This is a genomic window from Limnohabitans sp. T6-20, assembly GCF_003063505.1.
Classification (GTDB): Bacteria; Pseudomonadota; Gammaproteobacteria; order Burkholderiales; family Burkholderiaceae_C; genus Limnohabitans_A.
Genome location: NZ_NERW01000003.1, coordinates 186715 through 200337, shown reverse-complemented (window position 1 = coordinate 200337; position 13623 = coordinate 186715). Strand labels below are relative to the sequence as shown.

General features: G+C 62.6%; 14 protein-coding genes. 3 read left to right on the top strand and 11 right to left on the bottom strand.

Features of this window, described 5'->3' with window-relative positions:
* Window positions 1–189: 189 nt before the first annotated feature.
* Entirely contained in the window at window positions 190–972 is a 783-nt protein-coding gene (xth, locus tag B9Z33_RS11885; RefSeq protein ID WP_108287260.1) for an exodeoxyribonuclease III, read from the bottom strand.
* A gap of 191 nt (window positions 973–1163) precedes the next feature.
* On the opposite strand from xth, the gene B9Z33_RS11880 reads away from it, so the two are divergent.
* Complete coding sequence (locus tag B9Z33_RS11880) at window positions 1164–3461, top strand: tetratricopeptide repeat protein (RefSeq protein WP_146183864.1); 2298 nt, start codon at window positions 1164–1166, stop codon at window positions 3459–3461.
* Window positions 3462–3522: 61 nt separating this feature from the next.
* Here B9Z33_RS11880 and B9Z33_RS11875 read toward each other — a convergent pair whose 3' ends face one another.
* Genes B9Z33_RS11875 through B9Z33_RS11855 form a run of 5 tightly spaced genes read right to left on the bottom strand, consistent with a single transcriptional unit; the run spans window position 3523 to window position 7355 of the window.
* Window positions 3523–4095: a DUF4337 domain-containing protein gene (locus B9Z33_RS11875; protein WP_108287258.1), complete on the bottom strand. Its 573-nt coding sequence runs from the start codon at window positions 4093–4095 to the stop codon at window positions 3523–3525.
* Between the two features lie 10 nt (window positions 4096–4105).
* A complete protein-coding gene (locus B9Z33_RS11870) occupies window positions 4106–4594 on the bottom strand; it encodes a dihydrofolate reductase (RefSeq protein ID WP_108287257.1) in 489 nt (162 codons plus the stop codon).
* Between the two features lie 11 nt (window positions 4595–4605).
* Window positions 4606–5451, bottom strand: a complete 846-nt coding sequence (locus tag B9Z33_RS11865; RefSeq protein WP_108287256.1) for a thymidylate synthase — start codon at window positions 5449–5451, stop codon at window positions 4606–4608.
* A gap of 25 nt (window positions 5452–5476) precedes the next feature.
* Complete coding sequence (locus B9Z33_RS11860) at window positions 5477–6919, bottom strand: FAD-binding oxidoreductase (protein WP_108287255.1); 1443 nt, start codon at window positions 6917–6919, stop codon at window positions 5477–5479.
* A 28-nt stretch (window positions 6920–6947) separates the two neighbouring features.
* Window positions 6948–7355 carry a DUF2069 domain-containing protein gene (locus B9Z33_RS11855; protein WP_108287254.1) on the bottom strand — a complete coding sequence of 136 codons (408 nt, stop codon included), beginning with the start codon at window positions 7353–7355 and terminating at the stop codon, window positions 6948–6950.
* A 21-nt stretch (window positions 7356–7376) separates the two neighbouring features.
* Between B9Z33_RS11855 and B9Z33_RS11850 the strand changes: the two genes are divergently transcribed.
* Window positions 7377–8633 (top strand): YihY family inner membrane protein, encoded by a 1257-nt coding sequence (locus tag B9Z33_RS11850; RefSeq protein WP_108287253.1) that lies wholly within the window; start codon window positions 7377–7379, stop codon window positions 8631–8633.
* Between the two features lie 3 nt (window positions 8634–8636).
* On the opposite strand, the gene B9Z33_RS11845 is transcribed toward B9Z33_RS11850, so the two are convergent.
* From B9Z33_RS11845 to B9Z33_RS11825, 5 genes are all read right to left on the bottom strand, one after another.
* A complete protein-coding gene (locus tag B9Z33_RS11845; protein WP_108287252.1) occupies window positions 8637–8948 on the bottom strand; it encodes a DUF962 domain-containing protein in 312 nt (103 codons plus the stop codon).
* 19 nt (window positions 8949–8967) lie between these two features.
* Window positions 8968–10299 (bottom strand): cytochrome P450, encoded by a 1332-nt coding sequence (locus tag B9Z33_RS11840; RefSeq protein WP_108287251.1) that lies wholly within the window; start codon window positions 10297–10299, stop codon window positions 8968–8970.
* 139 nt (window positions 10300–10438) lie between these two features.
* Window positions 10439–11257 (bottom strand): alpha/beta fold hydrolase, encoded by an 819-nt coding sequence (locus B9Z33_RS11835; protein WP_108287250.1) that lies wholly within the window; start codon window positions 11255–11257, stop codon window positions 10439–10441.
* A gap of 15 nt (window positions 11258–11272) precedes the next feature.
* Window positions 11273–11692: a GNAT family acetyltransferase gene (locus B9Z33_RS11830; protein WP_108287249.1), complete on the bottom strand. Its 420-nt coding sequence runs from the start codon at window positions 11690–11692 to the stop codon at window positions 11273–11275.
* 5 nt (window positions 11693–11697) lie between these two features.
* Window positions 11698–12993, bottom strand: a complete 1296-nt coding sequence (locus B9Z33_RS11825; RefSeq protein WP_108287248.1) for an O-acetylhomoserine aminocarboxypropyltransferase — start codon at window positions 12991–12993, stop codon at window positions 11698–11700.
* 114 nt (window positions 12994–13107) lie between these two features.
* Here B9Z33_RS11825 and B9Z33_RS11820 point away from each other — a divergent pair, with 114 nt between their 5' ends.
* Window positions 13108–13575 carry a CBS domain-containing protein gene (locus B9Z33_RS11820; RefSeq protein WP_108287247.1) on the top strand — a complete coding sequence of 156 codons (468 nt, stop codon included), beginning with the start codon at window positions 13108–13110 and terminating at the stop codon, window positions 13573–13575.
* Window positions 13576–13623 lie beyond the last annotated feature (48 nt).

The following is a 13623-nucleotide window of genomic DNA, read 5'->3' as shown; positions in this document are numbered from 1 at the left end:
GGCCGAATGCGTGCAGAGCCCAAGCAACCATTCGCGAGCAGGGGCTCGCTCCCACGGGGAGGGGGGCATTCGTGTTTTTGTGGGAGGCTGCCCCTGCGGCCGAATGCCTGAAGTGGCTCATAGCGCATTCGCGAGCGGGGGCTCGCTCCCACAGGGGGCCAGGGCGTAGGAGGCTTATGGGTTTTGCGCTCAGTCGCCCAGCGTCAGCACCACGGGCGCGTGGTCGCTGGGCCGCTCGTTTTTGCGCGGGGCCCGGTCGATCACGCAGGCGCTGGCACGTGCTTTGAGCGCCTCGGAGATCAAAATGTGGTCGATGCGCAGGCCCCGATTGCGGCGAAAAGCGAACTCGCGGTAATCCCACCAGCTGTAGCTTTTTTCGGGTTGCTCAAACAAGCGGAAGCTGTCGGTCAGGCCCAGCCCGATCAGGGCTTGCAGTTTCTCGCGTTCGGCATCGGTGCAGTGGATGGTGCCCGCCAGGGCCACCGGGTCCCACATGTCGAGTTCGTCAAAGGTGATGTTGTAGTCGCCCAGCAGCACCAGGTTGGGGTGCTGCTGCATCTGGCTGCCCACCCAGTCGCGCAGCGCGTCGAGCCAGCGCATTTTGTAGACGAATTTGTCGCTGTCCGGTGCCTGACCGTTGGGGAAATAAGCGCCGATCACACGCACCGTGCCGCCCGCGCCGTCGGGGAAGGTGGCCGCAATCACACGCGACATGTCGTCTTCAAAGCCGGGGATGTTTTTCACCACCTCCGTGCCTTCGGCTTTGGAAATCAGCGCCACGCCGTTGTAGGTTTTCTGGCCGAACCATTGCGCTTGGTAGCCCGCTTCGGCAAACGCTGCTGCGGGAAACTTGTCGTCGGTCAGCTTGAGCTCTTGCAGGGCCAGCACCTCGGTCGGGTTGGCGGCCAGCCAATCCAGCACTTGCGGCAGGCGCACAGACAAGGAGTTCACGTTCCAGGTGGCAATTTTCATGGGGGCGATTTCAGACAGTGAAAAGGGTGTTTGGAGTTTAGCCCAGGGGCTACGCCTCACCATGGGCTTGAGGCTCTAAGGCCTGGATGCTACCTTTGCATGCCAAAAGAAACCGAACCGGATGGATTCGGTTGCTCGCAGACGCGACAATGTGGCCCTGATTCATTGCATTGCCACCCGAACTGTTGCCCATGACTTCCTCTTCATCCGATCTTCAGACCGATTCTCAGAGCAACCTTGCAGCGCCGCTGGAGGTGCCTGCCGCTGCGGCCGATGCCTTCAACCAGGCCCATACCGATTTCAAGGCCGGGCGCTGGGCCGAGGCGCTGGCCGCATATGAGGCGGCGCTGCGTATCGCCCCCCAGCTGGAAGTGGCCGCCTTGCAGCGGGCCCGCTGCCTGGTCAGGCTGGGTGATTTTGCAGTGGCCCGCGAAGGGTTTTCGCAGCTGCTCAAGGCATTTCCGGGCAACTACAGCGGCTGGCTGGAGGCGGGACATTTGTGCCGCCAGCAAGGCGTGCACCAGCAGGCCCTGGCTTCTTACAGCCGGGCCATCGCGTTGGTCCCCGCCCGCTTCGAGGCCCGTTTGTCGCTGGCACGGCTGCTCGAAGACATGGGCCAGATGGAAGCCGGTGCCGCCGAATACCACCGGGCCCTGGCGGCGGCCGGGGCCGACAAAAACCGGCTGGTGCACTGGCGCATGGCCAAGTACCGGCTGGAGCGCGGCGACGCGGCCCGGGCGCTGGAGTCTTTGCGGCAGGCTTTGCTGGTCTTGCGGATCGGCCAGGAGCCCATCGACGAGAACGAGCGCGCCGAGATGCAAATGGACCTGGGTGACATCTTCATGCGCCTAGGCATGACCGAAGACGGGCACCGGGCCTTTGAGCGGGCCAGCGTGGGCACCTCCGAGGCCACTTTGGTGCGCCTGGCCGATTTGTCGTTCCGCTACAACCTGTGGCAAGAAGCTCAGGCGGTGCTGCGGCGCAACGTCGAGCTGCACCCGGGCAGCGATCTGGCCCACTGGAACCTGGCCCATTCGCTGGCCGAGAGCTGGAACATGCAGGAGGCGCTGGAAGAGCTGGCCAAAGCCGAAGCGATTGCGCCGCAGTCGGGGGCCAAGTCGATGCGCGCCAGCGTGGCCGGGCGCACGGGCGATGCCGACACCGCCTTGCAGCTTTACAAGGCGCTGGCCGACGAGGAAGGCCCCGGCTCCAAGATGCATTCCAGTGCGGCCATGAGCTCGCTCTACAGCGACAAGCTCAGCCCCCGGCAAGTGTCCGATCTGCACCGTGAGCTGTTTGCCCACCTGGGCGACAACGCCCGCTCGGTCAGCAGTTTCAAAAACGACAAGTCGCCCGATCGCCCCCTGCGTGTGGGTCTTGTCTCTGCCGATTTCCACCACCAGCACCCGGTCAACATCTTCATGCAGCCGGTGCTGGCGCGGCTGGACCGCCGGGCGGTGGAAGTGACGATGTATTTCACGGGCGTGTCGTACGACGAGCAAACCCAGCTGGCCAAACGCCGTGTGGCGCGTTGGGTAGAAGCGACCACCTGGAACGACAGCCAGCTGGCTCGCCGCATTGAAGAAGATGGCATCGACATCCTGCTGGACCTGTCGGGCCACACCAGCATGCAGCGCATGAGCCTGTTCGGTCAGCGCGCCGCACCGGTGCAGGCCACCTTTCTGGGGTATCCGGCCTCGACCGGCGTGCCCAACATCGACTGGCTGGTGGCTGACGCCGTGGTGGCGCCTGCGGGCAGCGAAGTGCTGTTCAGCGAGCAGCTGGCGCGCTTGCCCCACAGCGTGTTTTGCTTTGCGCCTGAAACCGACTACCCGTACCCGGACTACGGCCAGGCGCATGCCGAACGCCCCCTGACCTTCGGTTCTTTCAACAACGTGCCCAAGCTCACGCCGCACACCGTCAAGCTCTGGGCCGCCGTGCTCAAAGAGGTGCCGGGCTCGCGCCTGCTGCTCAAGGCGCCCAGCTTCAAGGACGAGGGTGCCATCGAGGCGTTTGCCCAGCGCTTCCTGGCCGAAGGCATTGCGCGTGATCGCCTGGCGTTCCGTGGCCCGGTGGGCCTGACCGACATGATGGCCGAGTATGCCGATGTGGACATCGCCCTCGATCCTGTGCCCTACAACGGTGGGACAACGACTTTGCAGGCGCTGTGGATGGGGGTGCCGGTGGTGGTCAAGGCGGGGGGCAATTTTGTCTCGCGCATGGGGGCCAGCTTCATGCAGGCTGCAGACCTGCATGACTGGGTGGCTGAGTCCGATGCCGACTATGTGCGCATCGCCGCGGCCATGGCACGTGACCGCCAGGCTTTGCTGGCCCTCAAGCAAGGCCTGCGTGAGCGCCTTCTGGCAGCACCGGCCTGGAACATCGACCAGTACACCCGCGATTTTGAGGCGGCGCTGCGGCACATGTGGCGCAGCCATTGTGGCGGTGGCCCCAAAACTGGTGCCGCATCCAAAAAGAAAAAGGCCTGAAAAGGCCTTGTGAGATGGGCCGCTGAGCGCATGCGCTCAGCGGCGTTTCGGGTTCTGTCGCTCAGATGTGCATGGCGGCCAGCACGCCGATCACCACACCCACGGCACCTGCGCCGTACATCACGAATTCCAGCCATTTCTTTTTGGACAGCAAGGCGATGGCCGCCATGGCAATCGACACCTGCAACACGGTGGTGGCCTGTGCCCAGCGGTGGTGCTGGTGCATTTGCGCGTCAGACTGCTCGTCCCAGTGTTTGGATTCGGCTTCGAGCTTTTCAGCGGCGGCTTTGATCTCGGCTTTTTCGCCTTTGTAGCGTTTGATTTCGTCCTGGTAGAACTCTTTTTTGGCGGGGGTCAGCTCCATGGCCAGCTCGCTCAGGTTTTGCTTGCTGCTTTTGGCCTGGTAGTAGTTCCACTGGTTGGAGGCTTCGGTCTTTTTGATGGCCGCGTTGTTTTTGTACAGGCCCGCATTGGCCTGGGTGGCCCCGCCCATGTAGCCAAACAGCGCGCCCACTGTGGCAATGATCGCGGTGAACATGGCGATGCTGTTGGTGTGCTCGCCGCCGTGGCCCTGGGCTGCGTGCTCCAGCTCGTGGTCGTGCGGGCCGTGAACGTGAAAACCGTGTCCGGACATGGGTGTCTCCTCAGAAGTTGTGTTGGTATGTGACGAAACTGAAAGGCAGGCCATGGACCGCCACATGCGATTCTCGATGCTGCTCTTGCCAGGCGTGTGACAGCGTCGGCGCGAAAGCATCGCCTTCAAAGTCGGCATCGATTTCGGTGACGACCGCCGTGCTGGCTAGGGGTTCGGCCTGGCGGTAAATCTCGGCCCCGCCCATGATCCAGGCGTCAGGCGCATCCCCGCACAGGCGCATGGCTTCCTCGATGGAGCCAGCTTTCAAAGCACCTTCGGCTTGCCAGTTGGTCTGGCGTGTCACGACGATGTTGACGCGACCAGGCAGCGGGCGAAAGCGGGCGGGCAGCGAGTCCCAGGTCTTGCGGCCCATGATGACCGGCTGGCCCAGTGTGACGCGCTTGAAGTGCGCCAGGTCCTCGGGCAGGTGCCAGGGCATCTGGTTGTCTTTGCCGATCACGCCGTTGCGGGCGCGGGCATAAATCAGGTGCAGTTTCATCTCACCGGACCTCAGACAGCGACCGGCGCTTTGATGGCCGGATGGTGCTCATAGCCCAGCACTTCAAAGTCTTCGTATTCGTAGTCAAAAATCGAGGTGGGGCGGCGCTTGATGTTGAGCGTGGGGTAGGCCATGGGCGCACGGCTCAGTTGCAGTTCCACCTGTTCGTGGTGGTTGGCATAAATGTGGCAGTCGCCACCGGTCCAGATGAAGTCACCCACATCCATGTCGCATTGCTGCGCGATCATGTGCGTCAGCAGGGCGTAGCTGGCGATGTTGAAGGGCACGCCCAAAAAGATGTCGGCGCTGCGCTGGTACAGCTGGCAGCTGAGTTTGGGCTTATCGCCGGGGTTTTGCGCTGGGGCCACATAGAACTGGAAAAAGGCGTGGCAAGGCATCAAAGCCATCTTGTCCAGCTCGGCCACGTTCCAGGCGCTCACGATGATGCGGCGGCTGTCGGGGTTGTTTTTGAGGGTGTCCATCACCTGCTGGATCTGGTCGATGTGGCCGCCGCCGGGCGTGGGCCAGCTGCGCCACTGCACGCCATAGACTGGGCCCAGGTCACCGTCTTCGCGTGCCCATTCGTCCCAGATGGTGCAGCCGCGCTCTTGAAGCCATTTCACATTGCTGTCGCCACGCAAAAACCACAGCAGCTCGACGATGATGGCTTTGAGGAACACCTTCTTGGTGGTCACCAGCGGAAAGCCCTCGTTCAGGTCAAACCGCATCTGGTGGCCAAACACACTGCGCGTGCCGGTGCCGGTGCGGTCACCTTTTTGAACGCCCGTCGTGTAGACGTGGCGCATGAAGTCTTCGTACTGGCTGCGGATGGGGCGGTGCTGGGCAGGGGTGTTCATGGGGTGCAAGTTTAAATGTTGGGGCTCAGGCGAGGACGCGCCCGGGGTTGAGCAGGTTGTGCGGGTCCAGCGCCTGCTTGACAGCCCGCATCATGGCCAGCGCCGTGGGGTCTTTGTAGAGGGGCAACTTGCCCACTTTGAGTTCGCCCACGCCGTGTTCGGCGCTGATCGAGCCGTCAAAGCGTTTGACCTGGTCAAACACCAGGGTGTTCACTTTGTCTTCAAAGTCGCGCAAGAAGGCCTGGCCATCGGCACCTTCAGGTGCCTGCACGTTGTAGTGCAGGTTGCCGTCGCCCAGATGGCCAAAGTCCACCATGCGCACACCGGGCACTTCGCGCGCCAGCAAGGCGTCGGTTTCGGCCACAAAGGCCGGGATGCGTGAGACCGGGATGCTGATGTCGTGTTTGATGTTCAGGCCTTCGGTGGCCTGGGCCAGCGTGATGCTTTCGCGGATGTGCCACAGGCTGCGCGCTTGCGTCAGGTTTTCGGCTACCACGGCGTCGGTCACACAACCGGCCTCCAGTGCGGCTTCGAGCAGGGCTTCAAACTGGCTGCGGGCGTGCGCTTCGTTTTCACTGTCCGAGTTTTCAAGCAGCACGCACCAGGGGGTTTCTTGCCACAGCGGCACGCGCAGCTGGGGGTAGTGTTTGTCCACCAGGCTCAGCGCAAACTGGTTCATGACCTCAAAGCCCGTCAGGCCCGGTCCGAGGCGTTGGTGGGCCAGGCCCAACAGCTGCACCGCGGCTTCCATGGTGGGCACGGCGGCCCAGGCGGTCAGTTGCGCGGCGGGCAGGGGGTAGAGCTTCATCGTCGCAGCGGTGATGATGCCCAGCGTGCCTTCGCTGCCGATCATCAGGTTGCGCAAGTCGTAGCCCGTGTTGTCTTTGCGCAGGCCACTCAGACCGTGCCAGACCTCGCCTTGTGCGGTGACGACTTCCAGGCCGAGGCAAAGCTCACGCGTGTTGCCGTAGCGCACCACCTGCGTGCCGCCCGCGTTGGTGCCCAGGTTGCCGCCAATGGTGCAACTGCCTTCTGCGCCCAGGCTCAGCGGGAACAAAAATCCGGCGTTTTCGGCCGCAGCCTGCAGGTTTTGCAGCACGCAGCCGGCTTCCACCGTGATGGTCAGGTTGGCCGGATCGATGGCGCGCACGGCGCTCATGCGGGTCATGCTCAGCACGATCTGGGTGCCTGAGCCATCGGGCACGCCGCCCACCACCAGACCGGTGTTGCCGCCTTGCGGCACGATGGGGGTGTTGTGCGCAGCGCAGGCCTTGACGACGGCGGCGACTTCCTGGGTGTTGCCCGGGCGCACCACGACCAGTGCCCGGCCTTTGACGCGCTTGCGCCAGTCTTGCTCCCAGGGGCTGAGGTCCGCGCCAGGGTCGTCGTGGGTGATCACGTTGGCATGGCCACAGATTTGGCGCAGCTGAGCGATCATGGCTTGGCGGGCGTCGGGCGAAGTCGTCATCTGAGTGGGTATCCGGGTTGAGCTGTGTTCAGTCTCGGGGCACAGGCACAAAGTTGCCCGTGGCCTTGGCGGCTTTGAAGCGGATGCGTACATGCAGTGCACACGCCACAAACAAGGTGCTGCAGAGCAAGGTTTGCAGCCCTGCCAGGGCGTTGGCAGGCCAAGCATCGCCCCAGGCCCGCACCACGCCCTCTATAAAGTACAGCCAAACCAGCATGCTGACCCAGCGATAGGTGTACATGCGGTTTTTCAGCAAACCGGCCAGCGGAATGCACAAAGGCAAGACCTTGATGGCCCACAAAGAGCCGCCGGGCCGCAAGGGGGCCAGCCAAAGCTCCCACAGCAGGCCCAAAACGATGAGGCCGAGCAGGCTGCCCACGGCCATCCAGCGTGTGAAATCGACGCCAGCGGGTGTGTTTTCTGTGTTTGTGTTCATTGCGGTGGCATCATACCGGGCATGCAATCTTCCCTGTCCAAGACCACTTGGCGCGTACAAGCCGCGCTCTGGTGGCAAGAGTTGTCCGTTTTTCCATGGCGTCAGATGGCTGGCGTTTTGGCCGAACGCTTTCGCGATGCCCGTTTGGGCGTGAGTGCCAGCTCGCTCACCTTCACCACCGTGCTGGCTTTGGTGCCGCTGTTTGCCGTGGGTTTGGCCGTGTTTGCGGCGTTTCCGCTGTTTGGCAAGTTTCAGGACACGATCCAGCGCTGGCTGATCGAGAGCCTGGTGCCCGAGAGCATTGCCCGCCAGGTGTTGAGTTACCTGACGCAGTTTTCCCGCAAGGCCAGTCGTTTGGGCTCTGTGGGTTTGGTGGCGGTGCTGATGTCGGCGGTCTTTTTGATGGTGACGATCGAGCGCACTTTGGGGCAGATCTGGCGTCTGCGCCGTCAGCGGCCTTTGCCCCAACGCGTGCTGTTGTATTGGTCGGCCATCACTTTGGGGCCTTTGCTGTTGGGGGCCAGCCTGGCCATCACGTCTTATGTGGTGACGGCTTCGCGCGATGTGGTCGATGTGTTGCCGGGGTCCATTCGCTGGTTGCTCGACAGCTTTGAGTTCGTGCTGCTGACGGCCTGTGTAAGCGGTTTGTATTTTTATGTGCCCTACACCCGTGTGCGTTGGCGTCATGCCATCACGGCCGGTTTTTTGGTGGCCGGAGCGCTGGAGCTGGCCAAGAAGCTGATGGCGATTTACCTGCTACAGGTGCCTACTTACTCCTTGATTTACGGGGCTTTTGCCGCGCTGCCGATTTTGCTGGTCTGGATTTACGTGACCTGGTTGCTGGTGTTGCTGGGCGCGGTGTTGGCGTCCAGCTTGCCCGAGTTGGGGCGGCAGGAGTGGCGCAAGCCCGATGGCGCAGGCTGGGGTTTCAGGCTGGCTTTGGAGGTTTTGGCCGAGCTGAATGCGGCCAAGCTGTCGGTGCACCGGGGTTTTAGCACCGATGATCTGGCGGTGCGGTTGCGCGTGGAGCCCAGCGAACTGCGGCAAGTGCTGGAAGTCTTGCAAAGCCTGGATTGGGTGGGCCGACTGACCGAGCAAAACGGCCAAGGACAAGCCCGCCAAGTGTTGTTGATCGACCCTGCGCAAGTGGCTGTGGGGCCCTTGGCCGACCGGCTGTTGGTGTCGCGGATGGGGGGCGACGATCCGCTTTGGGCGCAGACCAGGCTTGAGCAAATTCCGGTGGCCCAGCTCTTGCCCGATGCCCTTGCCTCGGCTTGAGACTTAAAAGCTCACGCGTCCGCGCCACATGTCGCGGTACATCACCCAGTCGCCCATGAAGCTGTAGAGCGGGCGTTTGAAGCTGGCGGGCTTGTTTTTCTCGAACACAAAGTGCCCGACCCAGGCGCAGCCGTAGCCGCACAGCAGGCCATATAAAAAGTACTGCGGTTTGCCGGTGATGGCCAGCATGGCCAGGCACAGCAAGGACAGCGTGCTGCCCGCAAAGTGCAAACGCCTGCAGGTGCTGTTGTTGTGCTCGCTCAGATAAAACGGGTAAAACTCGGCAAAGCTGGCGTGGTGAACGGCTTCGGTCATCAAGGTCTCCTTGTGTTGTTCAGGCAGCGCGAAAGGGGGCGTTCAAAAAACCACGGAACCGCGCCCGCCCACCCCGCACGGGTGCCTGGCTGAGCTGGTAGTCCGGAAAGCGCTGCAAAAACCGGCCGATGGCCACGCGGCCTTCAAGCCGGGCCAGGCTCAGGCCTGCACACTGGTGCACGCCAAAGCCAAAGGCCAGGTGTTTGTTGCCAGTGCGACGCAGGTTCAGTTGTTCAGGGTGCTCATACACAGCAGGGTCTCGGTTGGCCGCGCCAATGCACAGTGTCACCAGTGCGCCTGCAGGCAGGTCGACACCGTTGACCTGCGTGGCCTGCAGGGCGCGGCGGTTGCCCAGCTGGTTGGACGATTCAAAACGCAAAAACTCATCGACGGCCAGCCCCAGAACCTGCTCGCGGTCTTCACCGCTGGCGGCGTTTTGCAGGTCGGCCTTCAGTTGCTCGCGCTGCTCGGGCCATTCTTGCAAGGTGATGAGCGCGTTGCCGATCAGGTTGGTGGTGGTTTCATGTCCGGCATTGAGCAAAAACACGCAGTTTTGCAGCAGCTCGACTTCGCTCAGTACGTCGCCATCCTTTTCGCCCTGGATCAACCGGGTCAGCACGTCGTGCTCCGGGTCGCCCGGGTGCTGACGGCGCTTTGCCACCAACTCGCGCAGATAAGCCAGAAACTCGTTCACGCTGCGGTTGCCCAGTGCTTCTTGCTCGGGTGTGAGCGAGGGCTCCAGTGCGCCCAAAATGGCCAGCGACCAGGCACGCAGCGGTTCGCGGTCGGCGTGTGGCACATCCAGCAGGTTGCCGATGATCTCGACCGGAATGGCCGAGGCGAAGTCTTCGATCAGGTCGCCCCCGCCCCGGGTTTCGATCTTGTCCAACAGGCTGTCCACCAGTTGCACCAGGCCCGGCTCCATGGCCTCGATGGCGCGGCGGGTGAGGGCACCCATGATGAGGCGACGCACCCGTGTGTGCAGCGGCGGGTCGTTGAAGACCAGGCTGTTGGTGTGGTGCTCGAACAGCGGGGCCACGCCACCGGCTGTGGTGTAGGGCGGCTGGTTGAACGGGGCGTGGTTGTATTTGGGGCCGAACTCCACTTGTTTGTCGGAGCTGAACACCTTGGCGTCGCGGTACACCGCCACCAGATCGGCGTGGCGGGTGAGGAAATACGAGCCGTCGGGCATGCGCTTGAAGGGCTCGGCCTCGCGCAGTGCGGCATAGACCGGGTAAGGGTTGTTCAGAAAGTCGGCAGGCAGGGCGCGCAGGTCCAGCGACTGAGCGATCTCTTGTGCTCTGGCTGCTTCCATGGCGGGTGTGATGCTGTCGAAAGTCAGTGTGTTCATGTTGTAAGAGCGCACCCCTGTGCGCGAATGGAGGTCAACGCCAATGCCGAGATTCGGCCGCAGGGGCAGCCTCCCACGAAGGCAAGGCGCTTGGCGTATTCGGTGGGAGCGAGCCCCTGCTCGCGAATGTTCGCCAAGCTCATGGTTTCAGAAAATCTTTGAGGGCCTGCAACACGCCCTCGGGCGCTTCGGTCATGAGCGAATGGCCTGCAGGCAAAGTCACCACCTTGGGCTTGGCGCACAGGCCCACCAGGCTTTGGGCGGCCTTGGGCGGCGTCATCTGGTCGGCGTTGCCCAGCACAAACAAGGTGGGGCAAGTCACTTGCGGCATGGCCGCCTCGGCGCCGTTGTAGCTGTCACAGGCCTTGAAGCCGGTGTGGAACACGTTGACCTGTGTGTTGCTGGCCAGCACGCGGCGCATGAGGGCTTTGCTCCCGCCATACAACCAGGTGCCGGGGCCGAGGGCCGAAGGCGGTGGCGCCAGGGTGGAATGCGAAAAGCTGTTGACCATGTCAATCGCCTTGAACGGCGCGCTGACCGACAGGTCGAGCAGCGCGGGTGACACGCGCATGGGGTAGGCCGTGCCCACCATGACCAGGTGGCTCACGCGCCCCGGGTGCTGGGCTGCGTCGCGGGCGCTGGCTTCGAGCGCGATCAAGGAGCCAAAGCTGTGGCCGATCAGGGCGGCTTTTTCAATCTTCAGGGCATCCAGCAGAGCGACGACGGTGTCGGCGGCTTCCTCCACGCTTTGTGGTGGCGTGCCTTCGCTCTTGCAGTGGCCCGGCAGGTCAATCGCCAGCACATTCCAGCCGTGGTGGGCCAGATAACGGGTTTGTAAAATCCAGACGCTGTGGTCGTTGAGCACCCCATGGATGAACACGGCCGTGGGCTGGGCGGGGTTGAAGGGCTTGCCGCCGGTGTAGGCGTACAGCGGGTGTTTGGGCAGTTGAATGAGCATGGTGTGGGGGTATGTTCAATGGTCCGGGATCAGGCGTTTGCCCATGCTGACGACTTGGTCGTCCTGATAGCCCAGAGATTGGTAAAAAGCCAGCACAGCGGCATTGCTGGCACGCACTTGCAGATTGATTTTGGGGCAGCCCCTGGCGAGCAACAAGGCCTCGCCTTGCTGCATCAGGGCTTTGGCATGACCTTGTTTTTGATGACCCGGAGAGACTGCAAGGTAATTCACCCAGCCACGATGCCCCTCGTAGCCAAACATGGCGCTGGCCATCAAATGGCCTTGCACTTCACCCACCAAAAACAGCTCGGGGTGTACCTGCAGTTTGCGGGCGATGTCTTTGTGCGGGTCGTTCCAGGGTCGGGTCAGGTCGCAGGCTTGCCACAAGGTCACCACGGCGGCCTCGTCGCTGGCTTGGTAGGGGCGGATGTGCATTGGGATCAAGCCTTTTCTGCGGCTTTGAGGGCCTTTTTCAGGTCGTCGATCAGGTCGGCCGGGTCTTCCAGACCAATCGACAAGCGGATCGTGCCGGGGCCAATGCCGCTGGCGGCCAGGGCCTCGTCGCTCATGCGGAAATGCGTGGTGCTGGCCGGGTGGATCACCAGGCTGCGGCAGTCGCCCACGTTGGCCAGATGGCTGAAGACCTTGAGGGTTTCGATGAATTTTTGCCCTTGGGTGCGCGAGCCCTTGATGTCGAAACTGAACACCGAGCCCGCCCCGCGCGGCAAGAGCTTTTGTGCCAGCGCGTGCGAGGGGTGGCTTTCCAGCATGGGGTGGCCCACGCGGCTGACCAGCGGGTGCGCGGCCAGAAACTCGACCACCTTGGCCGTGTTTTCCATGTGGCGGGCCATGCGCAGGGGCAGGGTTTCGATGCCTTGCAAAATCAGCCAGGCGGTGTGCGGGCTCATGCAGGCACCAAAGTCGCGCAGGCCTTCACGCCGGGCGCGCAGCAAGAAGGCACCCACGGTACTTTCTTCGCTGAAGACCATGTTGTGAAAGCCTTCGTAGGCCTGGCTCAGTTCGGCAAATTTGCCCGATTTGTCCCAGTCAAAGCTGCCGCCATCGACCACCAATCCGCCCACCACCGTGCCGTGGCCCGCCAGAAATTTGGTGGCCGAGTGGTAAACCAGATCGGCTCCGTGGTCGAAGGGCTTGATCAGCCAAGGCGAGGTGAGCGTCGAGTCGACCAGCAAGGGCACGCCCGCTTCGTGGGCAATGGCGCTGATGGCTTCGATGTCCAGCACGTCCATGCCCGGGTTGCCCACGGTTTCGCCAAAAAAGAGTTTGGTGTTGGGCTGCACGGCGGCGCGCCAGGCGTCCAGGTCACTTGGGTTGACAAAGGTGGTGCTGATGCCAAAGCGGCTCAGGGTGTAGTGCAGCAGGTTGTGTGAGCCGCCGTACAAAGCGGTGGAGGCCACGATGTGCGAGCCAGCGCCCATGAGCGTGGCGATGGCCAGGTGCAAGGCCGCTTGTCCACTGGCCGTGGCGATGGCCCCGATGCCGCCTTCGAGCGCCGAGATGCGTTGCTCCAGCACCGCGTTGGTCGGGTTGCTGATGCGGCTGTAGACATGGCCGGGGCGCTCCAGATTGAAGAGCGCCGCCGCCTGGTCGGTCGATTCAAAAACAAAGGAGGTGGTCAGGTGGATCGGAACAGCCCGAGCACCGGTGGTCGGGTCGGGGGCAGCACCCGCATGCAGGGCCAAAGTGTCAAAACCAGGATCGCTGTATCCAGCCATGAAGGGTCTCCGAAAAAAGAAAGCGTTCGGCGGGCTCCAAGCCTTCCGTTCAGCGTTCATTGTGGGCTATATTGACAACCCATCTCACCCGTATCGACCCTCAGGAGACACACCATGAAAGTCAGCGACATCCTCCGCGTCAAAGGCGGCACCCTGTTCACTGTTCAGTCTGACGAGCCTTTGTCTCGCGCCATGAACGACATGGCTGAAAAAGACCTGGGTTCTTTGGTGGTCATGGCCAAGGGCGCGCTGGCGGGCATGCTCACTTTCCGTGAGGTGATCCAGCAAATCGTCAAAAACGGCGGCCAAGTGGGGGCAACTTTGGTGCGCGAAGCCATGGATGCCAAGCCGCTGACCTGCACAGGCGAAACCGACATCGACGATGTGCGCCGCATGATGCTGGAGCACCACGCGCGTTACATGCCCGTCATGGAAGGCACCGTGTTGATGGGCGTGATCAGCTTTTATGACGTGGCCAAGGCCGTGGTGGATGGTCAGAACTTCGAAAACAAGATGCTCAAAGCCTATATCCGTGACTGGCCCGATGCCTCGGCCACAGAAGCTGAAGACGTCAAACTCTGAGTTCCAGCGGCCCCGGCCCCCGATTTTGGTGGGAGCGAGCCCCTGCTC